Genomic DNA, 25746 nt, shown 5'->3' with positions numbered 1-25746 from the left:
AAGGATGGTCTACCCTCAGATCTGACGTCTGAAACAAGGGGGACTTTTCATGCTCGCGCAACTTCCACCGGCCTTACAGAATCTGCAATTACCGCTTCGCCTGCGGCTCTGGGACGGCCATGAGTTCAATCTGGGGCCGACGCCCAGCGTCACCATTGTGGTCAAGGACCCGCACATGGTTACCCAGTTCACCCATCCGAGCCTGGACGCGCTGGGGGCGGCGTTCGTCGAAGGCAAACTGGAGCTGGAAGGCTCCATCAGCGACGTGATTCGTGTCTGCGATGAATGGAGTCAGGCGCTGATCAGCGAAGACGAAGAGGTGCTGCCGGTGCGTTCGGTTCACGACAAGGAAACCGACGCCAAAGCCATCTCCTACCACTACGACCTTTCCAACGAGTTCTATCAGTTGTGGCTCGACAGCGACATGGCGTATTCCTGCGCCTACTTCGAGACCGGCAGTGAAACCCTTGAGCAGGCTCAACAAGCCAAGTTTCGCCACCTGTGCCGCAAGTTGCGCTTGCAGCCAGGGGAGTATCTGCTGGATGTCGGTTGCGGCTGGGGCGGGTTGGCGCGGTATGCCGCGCGGGAGTTCGGCGCGAAGGTGTTCGGGATCACGCTCAGCCAAGCGCAATTGACTTTGGCTCGTGAGCGGGTGAAAGCCGAAGGCCTGGAAGACCAGATCGAACTGCAACTGCTCGACTACCGCGATCTGCCTCAGGATGGTCGCTTCGACAAGGTGGTCAGCGTCGGCATGTTCGAACATGTCGGCCACGCCAACCTGGCCGAATACTGCAAAACCTTGTTCGGCGCGGTGAAAGAGGGCGGCCTGGTGATGAACCACGGGATCACCGCCAAGCACACCGACGGTCGCCCGGTGGGGCGCGGTGCCGGTGAATTCATCGAGAAGTACGTGTTCCCCAACGGCGAACTGCCGCACCTGGCGATGATCTCCGCCGAGATCAGCGAAGCGGGGCTGGAGATTGTCGATGTCGAGAGCCTGCGCCTGCATTACGCGCGGACCCTGGACCACTGGAGTGAACGCCTGGAAGACAATCTGGAAGCCGCCGCCAAACTGGTGCCGGAGCAGGCGCTACGCATCTGGCGGTTGTACCTGGCGGGGTGCGCCTATGCCTTCGCCAGAGGCTGGATCAACCTGCATCAAATCCTCGCGGTGAAAACCCATCCCGATGGCAGCCATGAACTGCCATGGACCCGCGACGACATCTACAGCTAGAGAATCGGTGAAATCAGCCGGGCGATCCGCATGCCGACCTGTTGCAGGCGGCGGGTCTCCCGGCCTTCTTCTTTGGCGATTTCATGCGCCTGGGCGAAGTCATCGTTGAGCATCTGTTCCACGTCGGCGGCGAATCCGCTGTCGACTGTCAGCAACATCACTTCGAAATTCAGCCGGAACGAACGGTTGTCCATATTGGCGCTGCCAATGGCACTGATTTCGCTGTCGATCAGCACCACTTTCTGATGCAAGAATCCAGGTTGGTAACGGAACATACGCACCCCGGCACGTACCGCTTCGAAGGCGTAAAGGCTGGAAGCGGCGTAGACGATCCGGTGATCCGGTCGCGACGGCAGCAGGATCCGCACGTCCACACCGCGCAGCACCGCCAGTCGCAACGCGGCGAATACGGCTTCGTCGGGGATGAAGTAGGGGCTGGTGATCCACACTCGCTCCGTCGCTGCATGGATGGCTTCAACGAAGAACAACGAACAGGTTTCGTAGGAATCCGCCGGGCCGCTGGCCAGTAATTGGCAGAGTACGCCGTCATCTGGATAAACGTCCGGCAGGATCAGTGGCGGCAGCGAACGGGCCGCCCAGAACCAGTCTTCGGCGAAGGACTCCTGCATGCAGGCCACCACGGGCCCGCGTACTTGCACGTGGGTGTCGCGCCAGGGTGCCAGGGGTGGTTTCTCGCCCATGTACTCGTCGCCGACATTGAGCCCGCCGACAAATCCGACAATCCCGTCGACGACTACGATCTTGCGGTGGTTGCGGAAATTGACCTGAAAGCGGTTGAGCCAGCCGCTGCGGGTGGCGAAGGCTTTGACCTCGATGCCGGCATCTCGCAACGGCTGCACATACTCGTGGGGCAGGGAGTGGCTGCCGATACGGTCGTAGAGCAAGTAAATCGCCACACCCTCGGCCGCTTTCTTCATTAGTAGGGCATGCAGGCGTTGGCCGAGGCGGTCATCGTGGATGATGAAGAACTGGATCAGTACCGCTTGCCGGGCCTTGCTGATGGCGTCGAAAATCGCATCGAACGTGGCCCGGCCGTCGATCAACAAGTGCACTTCATTGTTCGCCAGACACGGCATGCGTCCCAGCTTCGGCATCGCCCGCAAAGATGCGTAAGCGCTGGAGGCGCGCGCAGCCAGTGCCTCTTCTACCCAGGGGCGCCAGTTCAGTTCGGAGATGGCCTTGCGCATTTCCTCGTTGGCTTGTCGCCTGGCCTTGATGTAACCATCGAAGGTGCTGCGGCCAAATACCAGATACGGGATAAGCGTGAGGTAAGGAATGAACAGCAGTGACAGAGCCCAGGCGATCGAGCCCTGAGCGGTTCGAACGGTCAACACGGCATGGATGGCGGCGATCGAGCCCAGGGTGTGCAGCAGTGCGATCAGATAACCGAAAACATGCGGTCCGAAATAATCCATGGGGCAGCCTTGCTCCTTGAAGATTCAATGCTTAACAGACCATGTTCCGGGCAGAATGTCGCTATTTAATTGGCCCATGAACCGAAGCCCGTGGCTGACGTCTAACGGCCACTAATGATCAGGAGTTATTCGATGAACGTTCGTCTGCTGGGCTTGGCCATTGCGTTTGGTTTGACACTTCCTGTGGCCGCTCAGGCGCAGATGTTGCAACCAGGTTTGTGGGAAATGACTTCAAGCAACATGAAGGTCGATGACCAGAACCTGCCCGATCTGCAGTTGATTCTCGGCCAGATACAGAGTCAGATGACCCCTGCACAGCGCGCGCAGCTGGAAAAGCAGGGGATCACCATGGGCGGTAAAGGGATTCGGGCCTGCCTGACGCCTGAGCAGGTGAAGAATGACAATATTCCGCTGACGGACCCGCAATCGGGCTGCAGGCAGGAAATTACCGAGCGTACCGGCAACCAGTGGAAATTCCGTTTCAGCTGTCCGAAAGCCCAAGGCAACGGAGTGGCCACTTTTATGAGCGATCGTGAGTTCACCACCAAGGTCAACGGCACTTTCAATGCCACTGGCATTCAGCAGAAGGGTAGCCTCGATACTCGCGCTGTGTGGTTGGGCCAGGATTGCGGCACAGTGAAGCCAAGAGCCTAAAAGCGTTGCGAGCAGGCTCGCTCCCACAAGGTCATATGCGATCCCTGTGGGAGCGGGCTTGCCCGCGAAGGCGTCCGCTCAGGCACCTCCAGTCTTGGGCTGACTCAGCAACTCACACACCGCCTCAATCCCTTGCTCCCCGAAATCCTCCCCGCTGCCACTGCGCATACTGACAAACCCACCGTCCCTTTCCTTCTCTCCCACCACTAACAGATAAGGCACCTTCTGGCTGTGCTGGCGAATCTTGTGGCTGATTTTCTCATTGCGCAGGTCCGAGTTGGCGCGCAGTCCACGACGGCGCAGCGTCTCGGTCACAGAGTGTGCATAAGCGCTCTGACGCTCATCGATGTTCACCACCATCACCAGCGGCGGCGCTCGCCAGGTGGTCAGCTCCTGTTGGCTGGACCAGCATGTGCCGTAGATCCGTTGCTGCAACGTGCCGCTGATATGGTCCAGCGCGAAAGCCTGCAATACCTTGGTGGTGGGAACATGCGGGCCTTCAGCGAAACCTTCGAAGTCCCCCAGGCGATACAGCGATAACCCTTCGCTACTCGTCGCGCGAGAGGCTGGTTCCCGACGGCGGATCGAGTGGTTGGTTGCCGCCAGTGCACGCATGCGCGCTTCGATCGTTGGCAGCGCGGCCAGGGTTAACGATCGCCGGAAAGCAAATTCATAAAAGAAGCCGTCACCCAGCACCGATCCGGCCCGCAGCTGTGCATTCGGATGCAGCTGTTTCACGGCCATGGCCAGCATCAGCGCACAGGAACGGCGAAGGATCTCCAGACCGTCGGGTTCCTGGGACGTGACGATACTGACCCGGGCATCGCCCTCGATCAGGAAGCCACAGTCCACCAGCACGCCGTCTACCCGACCCGCGACCGCCGCGTTAGCCAGGCCGAGGCTGATGCTCGCGGCAACCTCATACACGGACAGCGGCTGGTCATATTCACGCAAGGAGCCATCGGGCAGGGTGATGTGGATCATGTCGGTGTTCTCGAAGTCTTCCAGACGTGCGTTAGCGCATGAACCGCAGGGGTAAACCCTGGCAGCTGTCATGTAGACGATTGGCGTGCCAGGCAATTTGCCCCGATACGACGGTGGTGCTGACGCTGTGGCGAAAGCGATGCCGGGCGAAGGGCGTCCAGCCACATTGCGAGAGGATGGGTTGCCGGGAAACGGCCACGCCATCGGGCTCGGGTTTGATCAACACCAGGTCGGCCCAATACCCTTCGCGCAGGTAGCCGCGGTCGGGGATGGCAAACAGATCGGCGACCCGGTGACTGGTTTTGGCCACAAGGGTGGTGATCGGCACGATTCCATCGGCCACCAGTTCCAGCAGCGCGGGCAGGGCGTGTTGCACCAACGGCAAACCGGACGGCGCCTGACTGTAGGGGCGCTGTTTCTGCGCCCATGTGTGAGGTGCGTGATCGCTACCGATCACGTCCAGTCGATTGCCCGACAGTGCTTTGCGCAAGGCATCGCGGTCGGCCTGGGTCTTGATCGCCGGGTTGCATTTGATCAGGTTGCCGAGGCTCGGGTAGTCGCGGTCGTCGAACAGCAAGTGGTGCAGACACACCTCGGCAGTGATGTGTTTCTGGGCCAGTGGCTTGTCTTCGAACAGCGCCAGCTCACGGGCGGTGGTCAAGTGTAAAACGTGCAGTCGGGTGCCGTGTTGTCTGGCCAGATCAACGGCCATCGAGGAGGAGCGAAAGCACGCTTCGGCGTTGCGGATCAGCGGGTGAGCGGCGGGTGGAAGGCGATCGCCGAACAGTCCCCGCAGGTTCGCTGTGTTGGCCTCAATGCTGGGAGTGTGTTCGCAGTGGGCCAGCAAAAGGGTCGGCACCTCGGCGAAGAGCCGTTCAAGAATCCGTGGATCGTCCACCAGCATGTTGCCCGTGGAGGCGCCCATGAACACTTTGACCCCGGCCACCTCGCAAGGATTGAGTGCGGCGACGGTGTCGAGATTGTCGTTGCTCACGCCGAAATGAAAGCCGTAATTGGCCACTGAATGGATGGCCGCTTGGCGCTTCTTGTCGGCCAGTGCGGCGAGGGTCAGGGTGGCAGGAGAGGTGTTGGGCATGTCCATGAAACTGGTGATGCCTCCGGCCACCGCCGCTCGAGACTCGGTATGGAAGCTGCCCTTGTCCGGTGCTCCGGGGTCACGGAAATGCACCTGGTCATCGATCATGCCCGGCAGCAGCCATTGACCGTTGGCGTCGATTTCCACGGCAGCTGTTTCACCTTCGATGCTGCTGGCGATCTTGACGATGCGACCGTGGCTTACCAGCAGATCACCGTCGAATTCCCGGCCTTCGTTCACCAGTCGGGCGTTGCGAATCAGCACGCTGCTCATGGTCAGAACTCGTTCTGCAGGGCTTTGTAGCCGCGGACTAAATCAACGTTGGTGCGCGCCACGTCTTCGGAAAACTCCGAGGCGCTGACGCTGACTGGTGGGAACTGCGACAGGTCGGTGTTGGGGCCGATGCGTGTGGTGGAGGGCACGTAGAAGGCGTCAGGCAAGTCACGACCATCGACTACCGAGTTGTGCCGCACCACGCAACCGTCGCCCACCGCGCAGTTGAACAGCACGCTGTTGAAACCGATGAATACGCGATTACCGACGCTGCAGGGGCCATGGACGATGGAGCGGTGGGCGATTGAGCTGAACTCGCCGATGGTCACCGCCGCGCCGGACTTGGAGTGGATCACCACACCGTCCTGGATGTTCGAATTGGCGCCGATGGTGATCGCTTCCATCTCGCCCGAGTCGTCCACTTCGTCGGCGCGAATCACCGCGTAGGGGCCGACGAAGACGTTCTCGCCGATCACCACTTTGCCGCAGATGATTGCGGTTTTATCCACGTACGCCGACTCCGCAATCAACGGCAGATCACCTGAAGGATTCTTGCGGATCATGGCTTGCTCAACGCCTCGTACAAGGTGTTGAGGTTGTATTCGAACAGCCCGATGAAGGTGCTGGCCGGGCCAGTTGCAGCGAGGGCATCGGAGTACAGCGTGCCGCCGATATGCGCACCGCTTTCTTCCGCAATTTGCTTGAGCAGGCGTGCGTCCTTGATGTTTTCCATGAACACCGCTTTGACCTTGGCCTGACGGATCTGCGTGATCAGCGCAGCGACTTCGGCGGCCGATGGTTCGCGCTCGGTGGACAGACCTTGAGGCGCCATGAAGTTGATGCCATAAGCCTGACCGAGATAGCCGAAGGCATCATGGGAGGTCACGATTTTGCGATTGCCCGGCGGCAGCGAACCAAGCTTGGCTTTGGCCTCGGCGAGCAGGGCGTAGATCTTTTTCAGATAGGCCTGGCTGTTGCGCTCATAGTTGGTTTTGTTGGCGGGGTCGGCGGCGATCAGTGCTTTGGTGATGTTGCTGATGTACAACTCGGTGTTCGCCAGGTTGTGCCAGGCGTGCGGGTCCGGGATGGTTTCGCCGTCTTCATCCAGTGAGCGCGGGATGACTCCATGGCTGGCGCTGATCACCGGTGCTTTGGTCTCGGTGCTGGTCACCAGGCGGTCCAGCCATGGCTCGAAACCCAGCCCGTTCTTGATGATAAGTCTGGCGTTGAGCAATGCCTTTGCATCGTCCGGCGTCGGTTCGTAGGTGTGAGCATCGGCGTCCGGGCCGACCATGTTGGTGATCTGAATATGGTCGCCGCCGACCTGACGGGTCATGTCGGCGAGGATGCTGAAGCTGGTGACCACCTGGAGTTTTTCCGCGGCAGACAGCGACATAGACAGCATCAAACTGAACAGCACGAGTAAAGCGCGCATCGGGCAACACCTCATTGGGATGTGAGCAAAGGCGGGCGGCGCAGCAAGCCGTGCACCGGACCGAACACCACGGACAGCAGATACCAACCGCCAGCCACCAGCACGATCGCCGGACCGCTGGGCAGTGAGTAGTAGAGCGACAGCAATAGTCCGAGCCAGACCGAGAGGCAGCCGAGCAGCGCGGCGATGGCAATCAGCACTGGCAAACGGCGACTCCAGAAGCGGGAAGCAGCAGCCGGCAACATCATCAAACCAACCACCATTAGTGCGCCGATGGCTTGGAAACCGATCACCAGGTTCAGCACCACCAGCGTCAGAAATACCCCGTGAGCCAGTGGCCCGAGGCGGCTGACGGTTTGCAGAAAGAGTGGGTCGAGGGTGTCCAGCAACAGTGGTTTGTAGATGAGCGCCATGGCGATCAGGCTGAAGCCCGAGACCCAGAGCATGCCGGTCAAGGTCGGGCCATCGACCGCCAGCGCCGAGCCGAACAACAGGTGCAACAGGTCCAGACGCTTGCCGGCGATGCCAAGGATCAGCACACCGCTGGCCAGCGATATCGGGTAGATCGCGGCCAGGCTCGCGTCTTCCCGCAAACCGGTGCGACGGGTAATCCAGGCGGCTAATCCGGCCATGCTCAGGCCGGCACCGAGGCCGCCGATGGTCAGCGCGGGCAGGCTCAATCCGGCGAACCAGAAGCCCAATGCGGCACCGGGCAAGATACCGTGAGCCACCGCGTCGCCAATCAGGCTCATGCGTCGCAGGATCAGAAAGACCCCAAGCGGTGCCGTGCTGCACGCCAGGACAAGGCCACCGAGCAGCGCTCGGCGCATGAACACGAATTCGTGGAACGGTTGCCAAAGGTTAGCGGCAGCGATCATCAAGCCACCTGCGTCTGAGGTTGTTGGCGAATCAGCTCGGTACTGGGACCGAGGACGCAACCGCTACTTTTGATCAGTAATGCTTGTGGAATATGTTGGCGCACGGCGGCCAGGTCGTGACACACCACGACCAGGGTTCGGCCATCGGCATGCCAGGCGTGGATGTGTTTCCAGAGCAGCGCCTGGCCGAGCTCATCGAGAGCGGCGTGGGGTTCGTCGAGCAGCAGCAAGCGCGCTTCGGCGAGGCTCAGTCGGGCGAGCAGGGCCCGCTGCAATTCGCCCCCGGAAAGGGCCATCAACGGGCGATGTTCCAGACCGGTCAGGCACCAGTCTTCCAGTGCAGCCTTGAGTCGCTGGCTGCGAATTTCCGGAGTTTGCTTGCTGCCCCAAAAACCTGCGGCCACCAACTCTTGCAGGCTGACGGGGAATTGCCGGTCCAGGTGTTGTTGCTGAGGCAGGAACGAAAGCCCGCCCTTGCGTGGAACATCAATGACGACGTTGCCAGCCAGTGGCTTTTGCAAGCCGGCGATGACCTTCAGCAGGCTGCTTTTACCCGAACCGTTGGCGCCGATGACGGCGGTCAGGCTGCCCTGGGGTAATTCGAAATCCACTGGCGGAGTGAGTGGCTGACCGGGTGCGCCCCAGCGCAAGGCTTGGCATCGGATCATGCAGCCTCCCAGTTCCAGCGGCTTTCGGCGACGGCATCGTGGGCGTGAAGACTTTCGGCGTGGACGACTCGCACGTGAAAGGCGTTGATGCCCGGGGAGCGTCTCAGTGCCAAGTTCAGGCGTCGCGCGGCGTCTTCGCAGAACATCAGGTTTTGACCGTTGGCGAGGGCGAAAGCTTGTTCGTCGGCGCGTTTCACGGCGGTTTGCACAGCAGTGCCGAGGGCTGCTTCCGCGTCGTTGATCGCGGCGATCAGCGGCAGGTCATCCAGATAGTCATCCAGACGCAGCCGTAATTGTGCATTGCTGCGTTGGCTATGCGGTGTCGCGATGATGCCTTTCGTGGAGCCGAGCCAAGCCAGAACGTCTGCGTGTTGCAATGGTTGATTGGCGAAATCGTCAACGAATTGCTGCTGAATCAACTGTCTCGCAAGGGCTGCTGAGCACGGGCAGGTTGAGGAATAAGGCACGTCGATTTTAAGTTCCACGTGGAACATCGCGTTTTTAAAACTGGCTTCGATGCTCACCGGATAAGTTTTCCAGCCGGCCAGGGGACTGACGAGCGCGGGTCTTTTGAGCAATAGATCGGTATGAATTTTTAGGTAAGCGTTGTGGGAAAGTCCTTCATGAGTCTCGAGAAAACTCCGCAAGACTCGCCGCAACAACGCGGGTGAAAGGTTCTCCTGCTCAAGCAGTTCCAGCGCCAGATACAGCCGCGACATATGAATGCCACGCGCCTCTCCATCGTCGAGGCTAACGCCGGCGTCGGCCTTTGCGTTCAGTCGCTGGCCATCGAATAAAACAGGAAGAGCAACGCCGCACATGCCCACCCAATCGAGTGGCAGGGCTTGGCGTGAGGCCTGCGCGGCGATATCCGGCAGAGTCAGCGCATTCATGAGCAGGTCCATCGTGGGAGTTGATTTGGCATGTTATATTATAACAATCAAATCGACGATGCCTTTTTCGTGAACGAGCTTTCATCATGCACAGACGTCACTTGCTCAACCTGATTCTGGCCAGCGCGGCCTTCGCGTTACCTTTTGGTGTGTCGGCCACGCAAATTCGCAATGCACGACTGTGGCGTTCGGACGACAAGCTGCGACTGGTGTTCGATCTGAGCGGGCCGGTGCAATACAAAACCTTTTCCCTGAGTGCTCCTGAGCGGCTGATCATCGATCTGAGTGGCGCCGACCTCAGTGGCGACTTCAGTCAGTTGGTGCTCGACAACTCGGTGATTCGCGCGATCCGTTCCGGGCATTTCGGTCAGGGTGATACGCGGATCGTTCTTGACCTCAGCGGCCCGGTGCAGCTCAACAGTTTCCTGCTGCCGCCACAGGATGGGCAGGGGCACCGATTGGTGCTCGATCTGAAGGCCATTGCTCCGCTACAGATCGCGGCGGCGTCGTCGGAAAAACGTGAGCCCATCATCGACAAGGCTCACCCCAAGCGCGACATCATTGTGGTGGTCGACCCTGGTCACGGCGGCAAAGACCCGGGCGCGGTCGGCGCCAAAGGTGAGCGGGAGAAAGACGTGGTGCTATCGATCGCCCAGCTGTTGGCCAAGAGGCTGAAGCGTGAAAAGGGCTTCGACGTGAAACTGGTGCGTAACGATGACTTCTTCGTCCCGCTGCGCAAGCGCGTGGAGATCGCCCGCAAGCACAAGGCCGACATGTTCATCTCCGTCCATGCGGACGCCGCGCCGCGCCTCACCGCTTCAGGTGCGTCGGTGTACTGCCTGTCCGAAGGCGGCGCGACCTCGGCCACGGCGCGCTTCATGGCGCAACGGGAGAACGGTGCGGACCTGTTGGGCGCCACCAGCCTGCTCAATCTCAAGGACAAGGATCCGATGCTCGCCGGGGTGATTCTCGACATGTCGATGAACGCCACCATCGCCGCCAGTTTGCAGTTGGGCAACACGGTGCTCGGCAGCCTGGCAGGCATTACCACGCTGCATCAGAAGCGTGTGGAACAGGCGGGTTTCGCCGTGTTGAAGTCGCCGGATGTGCCATCGATTCTGGTGGAAACCGGCTTCATCTCGAACGCCCGCGACAGCCAGCGACTGGTGACGGCGCGGCATCAGCAGGCCGTGGCGGATGGTTTATTCGAAGGCTTGCAGCGTTACTTCCAGAAGAATCCCCCAATGAACAGCTATATCGCCTGGCAGCAGGAGCAGAAAAAGGCACAGGCCTAGCAACCGGTCATCCGGCTGCAGGTGAACTTCGCGCTGCTGCCCCCGGAGCTGGAGAACCGATTGATGGTTGTCCAGCCAACCCGGCGGTTGTAGCCGACCCAGGCTTCGCCATCGGACGCGATGCCGGTAAAGAACGTCAGTTGCCCGTAGCGGCTATTGGTCTGCGCCCAATAGCGTTTACCGGCGACTTCAAAGCCGCGCAAGTAGATCATGTTGCCGACGGTGTTAACGCTGTAGGCATTGCCGTCGGCATCCACGCAGGCCAGCAGATTGGCGCTGCGGGTGCATTTGGCCAGGCTGGGAATTTGTCCCCAGGCATCGACTGCGATCAGCAGCGAAAGGCTCAACAACGAGAATCTCAGAGCGTTTCCCATGGCATTTCTCAAGGAGCGGACGGGTTAAAGCATCGTGCTCTTTGTCGCGGTGAGCAAGAGGAGAGTGGCTTGTTTGTGTTGTTATACTATAACATAAATTAAGCCCGACATTGCGACCGGGCATCCCTGTGAGGAATACCTGATGCCCAATCGTCTCCCCGTGACCGTCCTGTCGGGCTTTCTCGGCGCCGGAAAAAGTACACTGCTGAATTACGTACTACGTAATCGCGATAATCTGCGGGTCGCGGTGATCGTCAACGACATGAGCGAGATCAATATCGATGGCAGCGAAGTTCAACGCGATGTCAGCCTGAACCGTGCCGAAGAAAAGCTCGTGGAAATGAGCAATGGCTGCATTTGCTGCACCTTGCGGGAAGATTTGCTCGAAGAAGTCAGCAAACTCGCCAAGGACGGTCGTTTCGATTACCTGTTGATCGAGTCCACGGGCATTTCCGAGCCGTTGCCCGTGGCGGAAACTTTCACGTTTCGCGATGAAGAAGGGCAGAGCCTTGCGGACATTGCACGGCTTGACACCATGGTCACCGTGGTCGACGGCATGAACTTCCTGCTCGACTACCAAGCCGCTGAAAGCCTCGCTTCCCGTGGCGAAACCCTGGGAGAGGAGGACGAACGCTCGATCACTGACCTGTTGATCGAGCAGATCGAATTCGCTGACGTGATCCTGATCAGCAAGATCGATTTGATCAGCAGCCGCGAGCGCCAGGAGTTGATCGCGATCCTCGAACGGCTCAATGCCCAGGCCGAAATCATTCCGATGGTCATGGGTGAAGTACCGCTCAAGAAAATCCTCGACACCGGCCGCTTCGACTTCGAAAGGGCCGCTCAGGCGCCGGGTTGGTTACAGGAACTGCGTGGTGAGCACGTCCCGGAAACCGAGGAGTACGGCATTGCCTCCACGGCCTATCGGGCGCGGCGACCGTTTCATCCGCAGCGCTTTTTCAGCTTCATCGACCGCCCGTGGGTGAACGGCAGACTGCTGCGTTCCAAGGGCTTTTTCTGGCTGGCCAGCAAACACATGGACGCCGGCAGTTGGTCCCAGGCCGGCGGCTTGATGCGTCATGGTTTTGCCGGGCGCTGGTGGCGTTTCGTGCCGAAAAACCAGTGGCCGCAGGATGAAGAAAGCACCGCGGGGATCATGGAAAACTGGACGGCCGCCACCGGCGATTGCCGGCAGGAACTGGTATTTATCGGCCAGAACATCGACTTTGCACAACTCACCGCCGAACTTGATAACTGCCTGCTGACGGATGCTGAAATGGCCCTGGGCGTCGAGGGTTGGCGGTTGTTGCCCGATCCGTTCGGTCCCTGGCACGAAGAGGCGGCGGCCTGATGCTGGCGCCCAGTCTGAAGCGGCGACCGCTCATTGCTCAGGTTCAAGGTGAAACGCCAAAGGTGCTGACCGGGATTCTGGACGACGGTGTGAACCTCGCCCTCTGGCAACGCCAACTGCCGGCGCACATTGCCGGTTTCGGTCGCTTGCTGCTGTCCCTGAACGAGCCGCTGGCCGAATCGCTGTCCCTGGAAATGGCCAGTGAAGACGCCGAACCCAATCTCCACGGTTTAGCCTCAGGCTTCGGCGACCTTGAAGGTTACGAAGGCTTTATCGCCGACGTTTCCTGGCTGGTCAGCGCGTTCGCCTGCCTGCTGGGCGCCCAACGTATCGGCCTGCGCCTGCGGGTTCTGGACAAAGCCATGTGCCCGCGTTTCCACGTCGATCATGTGCCGGTGCGGTTGATCACCACCTACGCAGGGATTGGCAGCCAATGGCTGAAGGAAGGGGCGATGGATCGCCGGCAATTAGGCAAGCCTGACGCCGAACCGCAGGATGATTCGCTGGTCCAGCAAATCGCCAGCGGCGAAGTGGCGCTGCTCAAAGGAGAGAAGTGGCACGGCAACGAAGGCTTCGGCCTGATTCACCGTTCGCCGCTGCTGGCGCCGGGTGAGCGTCGTTTGATTCTGACCCTTGACTGGCTGAGCTAGCGGCTCAAGGGTTGAGCCAGGTTCCCTGGCTCTGGGTTTCGCAAAACGGCTTCAGATACGCCGCATCGGTGGCCACGCCGTAATAGTGAATATCCTGCCGGTAAGGCATATTGGCGACTTGAGCGTTGCTGCACACCCCGAACGCGCCGGTGGGGCATTGGTCGACGTACTGCACCTCGACCTTCTGCCCGGCCAGATTCGGCTGGCAGAAACCGTCGGCGAACAGTTTTTCCGGGATGTTGCGGTTCTGCTGGCAGACCTTCACGTCGAGCCGCGCAGCCGTGCTGTGCACCACGCAGGCCTGGGCCAGCACTTCACTCGACGTGAGCACCAGAAGTAACGACCATCCCATCAACCGCATCCTTGACCTCCTCAGAAAACCTTGATCATGTTGCAGAACATTCCCACCCATGTCATTGCAGGCCCGCTGGGGGCAGGCAAGACCAGCCTGATCAAGCACCTGCTGGCGCAGCGGCCGGCGGGTGAGCGCTGGGCGGTGCTGATCAACGAGTTCGGCCAGATCGGCCTGGATGCTGCGCTGTTGACCCAGGACGCCGATGGTATCGCACTGGGGGAAGTGGCCGGGGGGTGTTTGTGTTGCGTCAATGGTGCGCCGTTTCAGATCGGCCTCGGGCGGTTGCTGCGCAAGGCACGACCGGATCGACTGTTCATCGAGCCCTCCGGGCTGGGGCATCCGGCGCAGTTGCTCAGGCAATTGCGCGAGGCGCCATGGCAAGGCGTCCTGGCGGTGCAGCCCTGTGTGCTGGTGTTGGACGCCCAGGCGCTCGCGGCCGGAAAACCGCTACCTGCGGCGCAACAGCAAGCCTTGGACAGTGCCGGCTTGCTGTTGCTGAACAAGTCTGAAGGCCTCGACGACAGTGGTCGCCAGCGAATCGCCGCACAGTTACCGTCGCGTCCTTTGTACTGGACGCAGCAAGCCGTCTTGCCGTTGACCGAGTTACCGGGCCTCAAGGCCCAGGCTGTCGCGGGTGTGGATAACTTTGTCGTGCCCAAGGGATTGGCGCAGATGCCAGCCATCTGGACTGACCCCACGCAGCCGATTTGCTTGAGTCAGGCGCAAGAGGGTGGCTGGAGCGTCGGCTGGCGTTGGCATCCGAGTCAGGCATTCGATGTCGTACTGATCGGAAAGTGGCTCGAGAGCCTTGAATGGCGGCGGGCGAAACTGGTTATCCACAGCGTCGAGGGGTGGGTGTCGGCCAATGGGCTGGATAACTCGTTACTGGATTGGCAACCCAGCGAATGGCGACGGGATTCGCGCATCGAGCTGATTTTCAGTGAGGCGCAGGCTGTTGAGGGGTTGCAGCAAGGCTTGGCCGGATGCCGGGTGCAAGCGAGCTAGCTGGTTTTTTGCAGAGCCTGTGAAGGCCTCTTCGCGAGCAAGCCCGCTCCCACAGGGGTTCTGTGGGGTTTACACAAGTTGTGCCGCACAACAGACCAAATGTGGGAGCGGGCTTGCTCGCGAATGGATTTATCTGACGACAACCACCTTCAAGGCCGCCACTTGGTGTGTTCCTGCCGCCACTGGCTCAATTCAATCACCTCGGCGCTGGGCTTCGCGATATCGACCACCGGCGGTGTGTCGTCGAACGGCATCGGGTAGGGCGCGAGCTCGATCTGCGCGCTATGGGCGCCGAACTGGGTGATGGTACCGGTGTGGCGTGTTTCGCCGGTCACGGTGAATTCGAAGTTATACACACGGGCCAGGCGCCGACGGCCATTAGCGTCTTTAATGAAAGCGATCTTTTTCAAGGCTACGTTGCCGTCCAGCAACTCGATCCGCAGCTTGGCACAGTGCTGCTGAACCCGTTCCAGCGCGCGTTCACGCAAGCCGTGGTTGTGCCACAGCCACGCACCACCGGTGGCGAGCAGCATAAACACGAAGATATTTCCGAGGGTCAGCATCAGCAGGGTGCTCCAACAAGATAGTGTCAGCTTAACTGCGTCGCCGGTCTGTCGTACAGGCTGCGTTTAGTCGCATACTGCGCGGCTCGAATTTCAATCGGTTTACGGAAAACTCACCGCATGAAACGTACGCCCCATCTGCTCGCCATCCAGTCCCACGTGGTGTTCGGCCATGCTGGCAACAGCGCCGCGGTATTCCCGATGCAGCGGGTCGGGGTGAACGTCTGGCCGCTCAATACCGTGCAGTTCTCCAACCACACGCAATATGGCCAATGGGCCGGGGAAGTGCTGTCTCCGCATCAGATTCCGGAATTGGTGGAAGGGATCGCGGCAATTGGCGAGTTGGGTAACTGCGATGCCGTGTTGTCCGGCTACCTCGGCAGCGCGGCCCAGGGCCGGGCGATTCTGGTGGGGGTGGAGCGAATCAAATCGATCAATCCAAAAGCTTTATATCTCTGCGACCCGGTGATGGGCCATCCGGAAAAGGGCTGCAGTGTTCCAGCCGAGGTCAGCGATTTTCTGCTCGAAGAAGCCGCGGCGGTGGCCGATTTCATGTGTCCGAATCAGTTGGAACTGAACAGCTTCTCGGGGCGTAAGGCGCAATCATTATTCGATTGCCTGGCCATGGCGCGGTCGCTGCTGGCGCGCGGTCCGAAGGCGGTGCTGGTCAAGCATCTCGACTATCCCGGCAAACCGGCGGATGGCTTCGAGATGTTGCTGGTGACCGCTGAAGGCAGCTGGCACTTGCGTCGGCCGCTGCTGGCGTTTCCCCGTCAGCCGGTGGGCGTTGGCGATCTGACTTCCGGGCTGTTCCTGGCGCGTGTGCTGCTGGGTGACAGCCTGGTGAATGCCTTTGAATTCACTGCGGCGGCGGTGCATGAAGTGCTGCTGGAAACCCAGGTTTGTGCCAGCTACGAGCTGGAACTGGTGCGGGCGCAGGACCGGATCGCCCATCCCCGGGTGCGGTTCGAGGCGACCGCGATCAGTTTGTAATCGGGGGGTTATCCCAATCGCGAGCAGGCTCGCTCCCACAGAGTTATCGCTGTACCTGTGGGAGCGAGCCTGCTCGCGATAGCGGTCTGAAGAGCGCGGGATAACTTTCTGCTCAGGCGTCGCCCTTGATTTCCTGATAGCGCTTTTCCAGCTCCTGACGAATCTGCCGACGCTGCTGGGCCTGCATGTATCGACGCTTATCCTCACTGTTCTGCGGTTGCAGCGGCGGGACGGCGGCCGGTTTGCGCTGGTCATCCACCGCGACCATGGTGAAGAAGCAGCTGTTGGTATGGCGCACCGAGCGCTCGCGAATGTTCTCGGTCACGACCTTGATGCCCACCTCCATCGAGGTATTGCCGGTGTAGTTGACCGAGGCCAGAAAGGTCACCAACTCGCCGACGTGAATCGGCTCGCGGAAGATCACCTGATCTACCGACAAGGTCACCACGTAACGGCCGGCATACCGGCTGGCGCAAGCGTAGGCCACTTCATCGAGGTATTTGAGCAGGGTGCCGCCGTGGACATTGCCAGAGAAGTTGGCCATGTCGGGGGTCATCAATACCGTCATCGACAGCTGGGCGTTTCCGGGTTCCATAACGTACTCACGGGTTCAAGGCAGGGTTTCGGGGTCACACCTCTGTGGGTGCTTGTCGGTGTTTTTCAAACCAACAGTTATCGGGACGCCGGGCGGGGGGCCGCCGTCACGCCCGAAGCGATCTGTTTCCATATATTGCACCGTCTTCCCGCCGGAAGTCGCGGTGTTACCCTTCAAAAGCCCGTCCGCCAGGAGCCACACACCATGCATGCCATCAGTTTCATTCAGGATCTGGCAGTGATCATGTTGATCGCGGGTGTGGTGACCGTGCTCTTTCACCGTCTCAAACAACCGGTGGTGCTGGGTTACATCGTCGCCGGCTTCATCATCGGTCCGCACACACCGCCGTTCGGCCTGATTCACGACGAAGAAACCATCAAGACCCTCGCCGAGCTCGGGGTGATTTTCCTGATGTTCTGCCTGGGGCTGGAATTCAGCCTGCGCAAGCTGTTCAAGGTCGGCGCCACGGCGTTTATCGCGGCCTTCCTGGAAATCGTCCTGATGATCTGGATCGGCTACGAAATCGGCCGCTGGTTCGACTGGAATACCATGGACTCGCTGTTCCTCGGCGCGATCCTGGCGATTTCCTCGACCACCATCATCGTCAAGGCGCTCAACGATCTGAAAATGAAGAACGAGCGTTTTGCGCAATTGATCTTCGGCGTTCTGATCGTCGAAGACATCCTCGGCATTGGCATCATCGCGCTGCTGTCGAGCATCGCGGTCAGCGGCACCGTCAGTTCCGGCGAAGTGTTTTCCACGGTCGGCAAGCTTTCCCTGTTCATGATTGTCGCACTGGTCATCGGCATCCTGCTGGTGCCGCGACTACTGGCCTATGTGGCGAAATTCGAAAGCAACGAGATGCTACTGATCACCGTGCTGGGCCTGTGTTTCGGCTTCTGCCTGCTGGTGGTCAAACTTGAATACAGCATGGTCCTCGGCGCATTCCTGATCGGCGCGATCATGGCCGAATCACGCCAACTGCTGAAGATCGAGCAGCTGATCGAGCCGGTTCGCGACTTGTTCAGTGCGATCTTCTTCGTCGCCATCGGCCTGATGCTCGACCCGATGATTCTGCTGCAATACGCCTGGCCGATTGCGGTGATCACTGTGGCCGTAGTGCTGGGCAAGATGCTGTCCTGCGGCCTCGGCGCGTTTATCGCCGGCAATGATGGACGCACCTCACTGCGCGTGGGGATGGGGCTTTCACAGATTGGCGAATTCTCTTTCATCATCGCGGCGCTGGGCATGACGCTGCAGGTCACCAGCAGCTTTCTCTATCCGGTGGCTGTGGCCGTCTCGGTGATCACCACGCTGCTGACGCCCTATCTGATCCGCGCGGCCGATCCGCTGTCGATCAAGCTTGCTGCCGTGATGCCGCAGCGTCTGAGCCGCGTGCTGGGGATGTATGGCGAATGGCTGCGCAGCATCCAGCCGCAGGGTGAGGGCGCGCTGTTGGCGTCGATGATTCGGCGGATTCTGTTGCAGGTGGGGGTCAATTTGGCGCTGGTGGTTGCGATCTTTCTATCGGGCGCCTTCTTCGCCGCGCGCATGTCCGTTTACCTGCAGGACTGGATCAGCGACCCGAGCTGGCAGAAAGCGTTGATCTGGGGCGGGGCATTGCTGTTGTCGCTGCCGTTCCTGATCGCGGCTTATCGCAAGCTCAAGGCGCTGTCGATGCTGCTGGCAGAAATGGGAGTGAAGGCGGAGATGGCTGGCCGCCACACACAGCGAGTGCGTCGGGTGATCGCCGAAGTGATCCCGATCCTCTCGCTGCTGGTGATTTTCCTGCTATTGGCAGCCTTGTCGGCCAGTATTCTGCCGACCAACAAGTTGCTGGTGCTCATCGCCGTCGTTGCGGCCGCCGTGGCGGCGCTGCTTTGGCGCTGGTTCATCCGCGTGCATACGCGGATGCAGGTGGCCTTGCTGGAAACCCTGGACAACCACAAGGATTCGTCCGGGCATTGACCTCGTAGCGGATCACACGGATCAGCTTTCCAGCCAGACGTCCCGCGCCCAGTGCCAGACCGACTCCCAGGTTTCTTCGGCGAGCAATTCTTCTTCGGCCAGCCACAGCACCACCGTGCCGTCTTCTTCGACGCAGTAGTAGTTGTCGCCGTCCTGGCAGATCGGGATCAGGCTGCGATCAACGCCAGCATCCCAGGCGTTGGCGGCAACATCCGGCAGATAGGTGTGGGATTGTGGGTCGGTGACGGTCACCGGCTCCAGGCTGCCATAGACCACATCGCTGACGGTCAGCAGGAACTCTCTGAATACGAAGGGAATATCGATGAACAGTTGTTCTTCGATTTCTACCAGCAGATCTTCGTCGGGCAACTCCAAGGGGACCGGTACCGGTTCGTTGGCTTCACGCAGTTGTTCGATGATTTCTTCCACGTCCGGGATCCTCTTGCTTGATGGCGCGGTTAAGTTGGGCGGTTTATACAGTAGCTCGCTATAGATGCAACCGTGAAATAGAAAACCCCAGCCTGGGCTGGGGTTTTTATTGCAACAGGTTTAACGCGAGACGACTCAGGCGTTCTGGCGGATACCCGCTACCAGCCAAGGCTGGTTTTCGCCCTGTGGACGCTCCATGTTCCAGCTTTCGCTGAACACTTCGCCCTGGTCGAAACGCGAGGTCTTCGACACGCCGCTGAAGGTCAGGGTGGCGATGGTCTTGTCTGCACGGTCATCAACGCCGTCCAGCTGAACATGGAGGTTATCGATGTAGGTCGACTGGAAGCCATCACCCAGGTCGGCACGTTCGCGCTTGAGGAACTCCAGCAACTGCGGGGTCACGAACTCGGCGATCTTGTCCATTTCGTTGGCGTCCCAATGTTGCTGCAGGGACTGGAAGTGGTTGCGGGCCGCTTCGACGAAACGCTCTTCGTTGAACCAGGCTGGAGCATTGATCACCGGACGAGCGGCAGCAGGTGCAGCCGAACCGCCGAAGATCGAACCCATGGCGGGCTTCTGCTCGAACACTTCACGTTGCATCGGCGCGCCGGCCGGGGCCAGGTGCTCCTGCTGCTTGCGACGACGAGCGGCGATGAAGCGGAAGATCAGGAAGGCGATGACCGCCATGATCAGGATGTCGAAGATCTGCATGCCCTGGAAGCCGCCGCCCATGAACATGGAGGCCAGCAGGCCACCGGCCGCGATACCGGCCAGAGGGCCGAGCCAGCGCGAAGCACCGCCGGCCTTGGCGGCAGCGCCAGCGGCACCGGCCGCACCGGCAGTGGCGGCTGCGCCGCCCACGCCAGGAGAAGAAGGAGCCATTTGGCTGGTCTGGTGAGTCGGCGCAGCGCCGACACTCTTGCCGCCACCAAAGCGTTTGGCGTTGGCGTCCAGGCTCATCGTCAGGCCGATGCACAACGCCATGGCGATGCTAAGAAAACGTTTCATAAAGGGAATTCCCATTTGTGGATGGCACGCGCGCCATGTTGCACAGCTGAAGTGTCACTGGCTAGCGGCAGAGTGTTTCGGGCTTTTGCCTGACAGGTTCTGTTCAGCTTCAGTCAGCGCAATAGGGCCTGTTAACTTTGGTCTGTAGGAGGAGTGGATAAGTTCTGTAGGACGATGAGTCCTGTGGGAGCGGGCTTGCTCGCGAAGAACGATAACGCGGTGTTCCTGACAAACCGCGTTGCGGCCTTCGCGAACAAGCCCGCTCCCACATTGAATCACTGGCGGGCTTTAGATCGCTTCCAGCTTGGCGTAACCCAGCATCAGCCACTTGCTGCCTTCGCTGAAGTTCACCTGCACCCGCGCCTGAGCGCCGGCGCCTTCGAAATTCAGGATCACGCCGTCGCCGAACACCGAGTGCCGCACAGTCTGGCCGAGGCTGAACCCAGTGTCCGGGATCTCGCTGCCGCCGAACAGGCTGCTGGAACTCTGCTGCTGTCCACCACCGAACGGACGGCTGACGCTGTTGGACAGTCGTACTTCCTGGATTAGACCTTTCGGCACTTCACGTACGAAACGCGACACCTTGTTGTAGGTCTCGCTGCCGTACAGGCGTCGGGTTTCTGCATAAGTCAGCACCAGGTTCTGCATCGCCCGAGTGATACCGACATAGGCCAGACGACGCTCTTCTTCAAGACGCCCGGGTTCTTCCAGGCTCATCTTGTGCGGAAACAGGCCTTCTTCCATGCCCACCAGGAACACGTAAGGGAATTCCAGGCCCTTGGCGCTGTGCAGAGTCATTAGCTGAATGCTGTCTTCGTGCTCATCGGCCTGGGTGTCCCCGGCCTCCAGCGAGGCATGACCGAGGAACGCCGACAGCGGCGACTGTTCTTCGTCCTCTTCCGGGTTTTCGAAGTTGCGCGCGGCGCTGACCAGTTCCTCAAGGTTTTCTACCCGGGCCTGGCCTTTCTCGCCTTTTTCCGCCTGGTGGTAGGCAATCAGCCCCGATTGCTCGATGACGGTTTGGGTCATCAGGTGCAGCGGCATTTCCATGCACTTGGCGGCGAGGTTCTCGATCAGCTCCATAAACGCCCCAAGGGCGCCGGCAGCGCGACCGGTCAGGCCCTTGTTGGCCACCAGCTGACGCATGGCTTCCCACATCGACACGTCGCTGTGGCGCGCATGATCGCGAATCGCTTCGACGGTTTTTTCGCCGATGCCACGGGCCGGAACGTTGATCACCCGCTCCAGGGCTGCGTCGTTGCCACGACCTTCCAGCAAACGCAGGTACGCCATGGCGTTCTTGATTTCTGCCCGTTCGAAGAAGCGCTGACCGCCATAAATGCGGTACGGGATGCGTTCGCGCAGCAAGGCTTCTTCCAAAACGCGCGATTGGGCGTTGGAACGGTACAGAATCGCGATATCGCTGCGAGCCAAGCCGGTTTTCAGCGCGCTTTCAATGGTTTCCACCACGTAGCGTGCTTCATCGTGTTCGTTGAACGCGGCATACAGATTGATCGCTTCGCCTTCGCCGCCATCGGTCCACAGCTCTTTGCCCATGCGCCCGGTGTTGTTGGCGATCAGGGCGTTGGCAGCCTTGAGGATCCCGGCGGTGGAGCGGTAGTTTTGCTCCAGACGAATGATCTCGGCATCCGGGAAATCGTCGGAATACTGATAGATATTCTCGATTTTCGCGCCGCGCCAGCCATAGATCGACTGATCGTCATCGCCGACCACCATCAGGCTGTCGCCGCCCTTGGCCAGCAGACGCAACCAGGCGTACTGCACGGCGTTGGTGTCCTGGAACTCGTCCACCAGAATGTGTCGGAAGCGTTTCTGATAATGGGCGAGCAGGCCCGGATGATCGCGCCACAAGTCGAGGGCGCGCAGCAGCAGTTCGGAGAAGTCGATGACGCCGGCGCGCAGGCATGCAGCCTCGTAGGCTTCATAAATGCTGCGCATGGTCGCCAGGAACAGATCGCCGCTGGCCTGGATATGTTGCGGCCGCAGACCTTCGTCTTTCTGCCCGTTGATGAACCACTGGGCCTGTCGGGCGGGCCAGCGTTGCTCGTCCAGGCCCAGTTCACGGATCACCCGCTTGACCAGCCGTTGCTGGTCGTCACTGTCGAGAATCTGGAAGGTCTGGCTCAGGCCGGCTTCTTGCCAGTGCGCCCGCAATAAGCGGTGTGCCAGGCCGTGGAAGGTGCCGACCCACATGCCGGCCGGGTTGATACCCATCAACTGCTCGATGCGATGACGCATCTCGGCAGCGGCCTTGTTGGTGAAGGTCACCGACAGAATGGAGTGGGGCGAGGCGTTTTCGACCTGGATCAACCAGGCGATACGGTGCACCAGCACTCGGGTTTTACCGGAGCCAGCACCGGCCAGGACCAACTGACGACCCACGGAGGCAGCTACGGCCTGGCGTTGGGCATCGTTGAGGGAGTTCAGCAGAAGGGAGAGATCATCGCGCATCGGGGCATTCTAGGGTGCGCCGTCACACCGGGCAAACCGAGCTTTGCATTAGCCGATGAAAGAAGCACCGATGACGACCGGTCGGTCATTGGCTGCACGCATGGGCGGGGCTCGTCTGGCGGCTTTTGCGTCGGTGCGGTTGGCTTAAACTTTCGTCTATTTTATGACTTGAGGCAGTTTGGTCCGGGCATCTGCTTGTGTATGCTCGGTCCCCAATTCGGGCTCACCTGCTCATTATAAGAACAAGAACATCGCCTATGACCCTCAGCTCCGACCTGTCGGGCCCCTCCGTGGAGCCTCGGGCTATCCGCAAACAGTACGCCATGGAGATGGCGGTCGAACGCACGCGTCTGCTGTATCAGGGCTCACTCTTGCCGACGCTATTCATGTTGATCAACGGTCTGGTCTGCGCCGGGTTGCTCTGGAGCCCACAGCGCTACTTCGTGGTCAGTGTCTGGCTGATCTGGTTATTGTCGCTGGTGGCGTTGCGGGTGATTCAGGTCGCGGCCTTCGATTCGGCGATTCCCAACCGTCAGGCCCATCCGATCTGGCGTCGCATGTTCCTGCTCGGTTCGGCGATGACTGGCCTGACTCTGGCCGGTGCCGGCATTGCACTGGTGCCCGCTGACAATTTCATGCAGCAGGCCTGGGTGTTCGGCCTGATCGGCGCCGCGGCCCTCTCGGCCAGCGTTGCTTATGCGGTCAGCCTGCCGGCTTTTCTGTCCTTTACCTTGCCTTGTCTGTTGCCAGCCATCGGCTATCTGTTCTGGGGCGGCGATGAACAAGAGCAGGGCTGGGGCTGGTTCGGGCTGATTCTACTGGGCTCGTTGAGCGTGGTCGCCTGGCAGGTCAATAGGCTGATCGACCAAGGGTTGCTGCGGCGCTTTCAAAATCAGGCGCTGATCGAACACTTGCAGCAGGCGCAAAGTCGCAGCGATCAGCTCAATCACGAACTGGCCAGGGAAATCGACCAGCGTCGCCGCGCCGAAGACGAATTGCGCGAAACCCAGGTCGACCTCGAAAATCGGGTCGCCCTGCGCAGTCTGGAGCTGGACGCGGCCAATCAGGCCTTGAGCAAGAGCGAAGCGCGGCTGGCGCTGGCGTTAAAGGCGAGCGAGCTCGGTTTGTGGGACTGGAACCTGCAGACCGACGAAGTCCATCACACCCAGCTTCAGGAGTTGTTCGGGCTGGAGCCGGAATACGTGACGGCAATGCTCCGCCACCTTAAACCGAGGCTGCACCCCGACGACTTGCCAGCGCTGAAGCGGGCGCTGGTCGAGCATTTGAAGGGCCGCACCGAGGATTATCAGATCGAGTACAGGGTGCGACATGGCGATGGCCACTGGGTCTGGATCGAGGACCGCGGTCGAGCGGTCGAGCGCAGCGAAAACGGCCGGGTGATCCGCATGGTCGGCACCCGTCGCGATATCAGTGCCAGCAAGGGCCTGGAAGAGCAGCGTCAACTGGCGGCGACGGTATTCGAGGCCGCCAGCGAAGGCATCGTGATTTTCGACCCGAATTACGCACTGATCGCGGTCAATCAGGCTTTCAGTCGGGTGACCGGCTATGAAATCGACGACATGCTCGGGCGCAATGTGGTCGATTTGCCCTGCAGCCGCGATGCCCGTCGGCATTACGCAGCGATTCGTCAGGCGCTGGAGCAGCACGGTAGTTGGCAGGGTGAATTGGTCGAAACCCGCAAGAACGGCGAGTTGTATCCGCAATGGCTGCAACTGAATGCCGTACGTGATGCTCGGGGAAATGTCAGCCATATCGTTGGCTTCTTCGCCGATCTTTCCGCTCGGCGTGAATCCGAAGAACGCATGCGCTACCTCACCCATTACGACGAGCTCACTGGGCTGGCCAACCGTTCGTTGTTTCGCGAGCGGCTGCGAGAAGCTCATCAGCGGGTGCGTCAGGGCGGTCGGCGCAGCCTGGCGTTGCTGCACATCAATCTGGATCGCTTCAAACTGCTCAACGACAGCCTCGGCCACGAAATCGCCGATCAACTGTTGCAGAAAATGGCCCGCCGCCTGGTCAATGCGCTGCCGGAAGCCGACACCATCGCCCGGTTGTCCGGCGATGAATTTGCGGTGCTGTTCGATGCCTACGGCAATCTGTCGAGCCTGGCGCGGGTGGCGACCCGATTGTCGACCAAGTTGCGTTTGCCGATCACCGTCGAGGGACATGAACTGGTGGTCAGCGCGTCCATGGGCATCAGCCTGTTGCCGGACACCGCGCGGGAGATATCCGCGCTGGTCAGCCAGTCGAACATGGCCATGCAGCATGCCAAGCACTTGGGCGGCAACAACTTCCAGTTTTACACCGACAGCCTGCAAGCCAGCACGCTCGAGCGTTTGCAATTTGAGAACCAGTTGCGCAAAGCCATCGAAGAAAAGCAACTGAAGGTGTTTTATCAACCGAAACTCTGCCTCGCCACCGGCCGGCTGAATGCCGCCGAGGCGTTGGTGCGCTGGGATCACCCAGCCCTGGGCCGAGTGCCGCCGGGGGATTTCATTGGTCTGGCCGAGGAAATCGGCCTGATCAACGCTATCGGCGAGTTCGTTTTGCGACAGGCCTGTTGGCAAGCCTGTGAATGGCAGCGTCAGGGACTTGAGCCGATTCGGGTGTCGGTCAATCTGTCGGTGCATCAATTGCGTCAGGGGAAACTGGTTAGCCTCGTGCGCCAGGTGCTGGAGGAGACTGGTCTGGCACCGCACTACCTGGAACTGGAACTCACCGAAAGCCAGTTGCTGGACAGCGTCGAGCACATCATCGCGACCTTCCAGCAGTTGCGCGACCTTGGGGTGAAGCTGGCAATCGACGATTTTGGTACCGGGTATTCGTCGCTGAGCTACCTCAAGCGCATCCCCGTGGATTACGTGAAGATCGATCAGGCATTTATCCGTGGTCTGGGAGAGAGCAGCGAGGACGCGGCGATCACCCGGGCGATTATTGCGATGGCCCACGGGTTGTCACTGAAAGTGGTGGCTGAAGGCGTCGAACGACCGGAGCAGCTGGAGTTCCTCAAGGCCGAGCGCTGCGATGAAGTGCAGGGCTATTGGATCAGCCGTCCGGTTGAGGCCGCGGACCTGGCCGAGCTGTTACGCGCGGACGAAAAAACCTCGTAGGTGCTA

Annotated in this window: 24 protein-coding genes and 1 pseudogene; 9 read left to right on the top strand and 16 right to left on the bottom strand. The window is 60.2% G+C overall.

Annotated features, from left to right (window positions below):
• Window positions 1-49 precede the first annotated feature (49 nt).
• Window positions 50-1234 carry a C17 cyclopropane fatty acid synthase CfaB gene (gene cfaB / locus PSH64_RS30155; protein ID WP_305479457.1) on the top strand — a complete coding sequence of 395 codons (1185 nt, stop codon included), beginning with the start codon at window positions 50-52 and terminating at the stop codon, window positions 1232-1234.
• Here cfaB and cls read toward each other — a convergent pair.
• Together cls and PSH64_RS30585 are read right to left on the bottom strand one after the other, a co-directional pair.
• Entirely contained in the window at window positions 1231-2670 is a 1440-nt protein-coding gene (gene cls, locus PSH64_RS30150) for a cardiolipin synthase (RefSeq protein ID WP_105342521.1), read from the bottom strand. The two genes, cfaB and cls, sit on opposite strands and share 4 nt — an antisense overlap.
• Before the next feature lie 24 nt (window positions 2671-2694).
• A pseudogene (locus PSH64_RS30585) lies at window positions 2695-2763 on the bottom strand (hypothetical protein); the annotation flags it as partial.
• A 39-nt stretch (window positions 2764-2802) separates the two neighbouring features.
• On the opposite strand from PSH64_RS30585, the gene PSH64_RS30145 reads away from it, so the two are divergent.
• Window positions 2803-3324 (top strand): DUF3617 domain-containing protein, encoded by a 522-nt coding sequence (locus PSH64_RS30145; protein WP_105342520.1) that lies wholly within the window; start codon window positions 2803-2805, stop codon window positions 3322-3324.
• 78 nt (window positions 3325-3402) lie between these two features.
• Here PSH64_RS30145 and PSH64_RS30140 read toward each other — a convergent pair whose 3' ends face one another.
• Genes PSH64_RS30140 through folE2 form a run of 7 tightly spaced genes read right to left on the bottom strand, consistent with a single transcriptional unit; the run spans window position 3403 to window position 9551 of the window.
• The gene (locus PSH64_RS30140; RefSeq protein WP_305479454.1) at window positions 3403-4308 is read right to left on the bottom strand and encodes a His/Gly/Thr/Pro-type tRNA ligase C-terminal domain-containing protein; all 906 of its coding nucleotides are present in this window, start codon (window positions 4306-4308) and stop codon (window positions 3403-3405) included.
• A 31-nt stretch (window positions 4309-4339) separates the two neighbouring features.
• On the bottom strand, window positions 4340-5677 hold the full coding sequence (locus PSH64_RS30135; protein ID WP_305479453.1) for a dihydroorotase: 1338 nt from the start codon (window positions 5675-5677) through the stop codon (window positions 4340-4342).
• A 2-nt stretch (window positions 5678-5679) separates the two neighbouring features.
• Complete coding sequence (locus PSH64_RS30130; RefSeq protein ID WP_019580363.1) at window positions 5680-6240, bottom strand: DapH/DapD/GlmU-related protein; 561 nt, start codon at window positions 6238-6240, stop codon at window positions 5680-5682.
• Window positions 6237-7112 (bottom strand): metal ABC transporter substrate-binding protein, encoded by an 876-nt coding sequence (locus PSH64_RS30125; RefSeq protein ID WP_305479451.1) that lies wholly within the window; start codon window positions 7110-7112, stop codon window positions 6237-6239. The genes PSH64_RS30130 and PSH64_RS30125 overlap by 4 nt, the downstream gene beginning before the upstream one ends.
• Window positions 7113-7123: 11 nt before the next feature.
• Entirely contained in the window at window positions 7124-7990 is an 867-nt protein-coding gene (locus PSH64_RS30120; RefSeq protein ID WP_305479449.1) for a metal ABC transporter permease, read from the bottom strand.
• On the bottom strand, window positions 7990-8658 hold the full coding sequence (locus PSH64_RS30115; protein WP_305479447.1) for a metal ABC transporter ATP-binding protein: 669 nt from the start codon (window positions 8656-8658) through the stop codon (window positions 7990-7992). Before PSH64_RS30115 ends, PSH64_RS30120 begins: the two co-directional genes overlap by 1 nt.
• Window positions 8655-9551, bottom strand: coding sequence for a GTP cyclohydrolase FolE2 (gene folE2 / locus PSH64_RS30110; protein ID WP_305479445.1), 897 nt, complete (start codon window positions 9549-9551; stop codon window positions 8655-8657). Before folE2 ends, PSH64_RS30115 begins: the two co-directional genes overlap by 4 nt.
• Before the next feature lie 86 nt (window positions 9552-9637).
• Here folE2 and PSH64_RS30105 point away from each other — a divergent pair, with 86 nt between their 5' ends.
• A complete protein-coding gene (locus PSH64_RS30105; RefSeq protein WP_305479443.1) occupies window positions 9638-10846 on the top strand; it encodes an N-acetylmuramoyl-L-alanine amidase in 1209 nt (402 codons plus the stop codon).
• Here PSH64_RS30105 and PSH64_RS30100 read toward each other — a convergent pair.
• On the bottom strand, window positions 10843-11220 hold the full coding sequence (locus PSH64_RS30100) for a glutamine synthetase (RefSeq protein WP_305479441.1): 378 nt from the start codon (window positions 11218-11220) through the stop codon (window positions 10843-10845). The two genes, PSH64_RS30105 and PSH64_RS30100, sit on opposite strands and share 4 nt — an antisense overlap.
• 142 nt (window positions 11221-11362) lie before the next feature.
• Between PSH64_RS30100 and zigA the strand changes: the two genes are divergently transcribed.
• Together zigA and PSH64_RS30090 are read left to right on the top strand one after the other, a co-directional pair.
• Entirely contained in the window at window positions 11363-12571 is a 1209-nt protein-coding gene (gene zigA, locus PSH64_RS30095) for a zinc metallochaperone GTPase ZigA (RefSeq protein WP_105342497.1), read from the top strand.
• Window positions 12571-13221: a DUF1826 domain-containing protein gene (locus PSH64_RS30090; RefSeq protein ID WP_305479439.1), complete on the top strand. Its 651-nt coding sequence runs from the start codon at window positions 12571-12573 to the stop codon at window positions 13219-13221. Before zigA ends, PSH64_RS30090 begins: the two co-directional genes overlap by 1 nt.
• Before the next feature lie 4 nt (window positions 13222-13225).
• Here the strand turns inward: PSH64_RS30090 and PSH64_RS30085 are convergent, their stop codons facing one another.
• Complete coding sequence (locus PSH64_RS30085; RefSeq protein ID WP_305479437.1) at window positions 13226-13582, bottom strand: NADH:ubiquinone oxidoreductase; 357 nt, start codon at window positions 13580-13582, stop codon at window positions 13226-13228.
• A gap of 27 nt (window positions 13583-13609) precedes the next feature.
• Here PSH64_RS30085 and PSH64_RS30080 point away from each other — a divergent pair, with 27 nt between their 5' ends.
• A complete protein-coding gene (locus PSH64_RS30080) occupies window positions 13610-14581 on the top strand; it encodes a GTP-binding protein (RefSeq protein WP_305479435.1) in 972 nt (323 codons plus the stop codon).
• 149 nt (window positions 14582-14730) lie between these two features.
• On the opposite strand, the gene PSH64_RS30075 is transcribed toward PSH64_RS30080, so the two are convergent.
• Window positions 14731-15144, bottom strand: a complete 414-nt coding sequence (locus PSH64_RS30075) for a DUF3301 domain-containing protein (protein ID WP_105342488.1) — start codon at window positions 15142-15144, stop codon at window positions 14731-14733.
• A 120-nt stretch (window positions 15145-15264) separates the two neighbouring features.
• Between PSH64_RS30075 and pdxY the strand changes: the two genes are divergently transcribed.
• A complete protein-coding gene (gene pdxY / locus PSH64_RS30070) occupies window positions 15265-16137 on the top strand; it encodes a pyridoxal kinase PdxY (protein ID WP_105342485.1) in 873 nt (290 codons plus the stop codon).
• A gap of 112 nt (window positions 16138-16249) precedes the next feature.
• Here the strand turns inward: pdxY and PSH64_RS30065 are convergent, their stop codons facing one another.
• Window positions 16250-16732, bottom strand: a complete 483-nt coding sequence (locus PSH64_RS30065; protein WP_003229693.1) for an acyl-CoA thioesterase — start codon at window positions 16730-16732, stop codon at window positions 16250-16252.
• A gap of 204 nt (window positions 16733-16936) precedes the next feature.
• Between PSH64_RS30065 and PSH64_RS30060 the strand changes: the two genes are divergently transcribed.
• The gene (locus tag PSH64_RS30060; protein WP_105342480.1) at window positions 16937-18700 is read left to right on the top strand and encodes a cation:proton antiporter; all 1764 of its coding nucleotides are present in this window, start codon (window positions 16937-16939) and stop codon (window positions 18698-18700) included.
• Between the two features lie 21 nt (window positions 18701-18721).
• Here PSH64_RS30060 and PSH64_RS30055 read toward each other — a convergent pair whose 3' ends face one another.
• From PSH64_RS30055 to uvrD, 3 genes are all read right to left on the bottom strand, one after another.
• Window positions 18722-19129, bottom strand: a complete 408-nt coding sequence (locus tag PSH64_RS30055) for an SMI1/KNR4 family protein (RefSeq protein ID WP_007934432.1) — start codon at window positions 19127-19129, stop codon at window positions 18722-18724.
• A gap of 135 nt (window positions 19130-19264) precedes the next feature.
• A complete protein-coding gene (locus tag PSH64_RS30050; RefSeq protein WP_105342478.1) occupies window positions 19265-20137 on the bottom strand; it encodes a Tim44 domain-containing protein in 873 nt (290 codons plus the stop codon).
• A gap of 288 nt (window positions 20138-20425) precedes the next feature.
• Window positions 20426-22609 carry a DNA helicase II gene (uvrD, locus tag PSH64_RS30045; RefSeq protein WP_105342475.1) on the bottom strand — a complete coding sequence of 728 codons (2184 nt, stop codon included), beginning with the start codon at window positions 22607-22609 and terminating at the stop codon, window positions 20426-20428.
• A 257-nt stretch (window positions 22610-22866) separates the two neighbouring features.
• Here uvrD and PSH64_RS30040 point away from each other — a divergent pair, with 257 nt between their 5' ends.
• Window positions 22867-25740 carry an EAL domain-containing protein gene (locus PSH64_RS30040; protein WP_305479428.1) on the top strand — a complete coding sequence of 958 codons (2874 nt, stop codon included), beginning with the start codon at window positions 22867-22869 and terminating at the stop codon, window positions 25738-25740.
• Window positions 25741-25746: the final 6 nt, after the last annotated feature.

The sequence above is a fragment of the Pseudomonas sp. FP1742 genome (genome assembly GCF_030687145.1).
Taxonomy (GTDB): Bacteria; Pseudomonadota; Gammaproteobacteria; order Pseudomonadales; family Pseudomonadaceae; genus Aquipseudomonas; species Aquipseudomonas frederiksbergensis_D.
The sequence above is the reverse complement of the archived record's forward strand: the minus strand, read 5'-3'. Positions and strand labels throughout refer to the sequence as shown.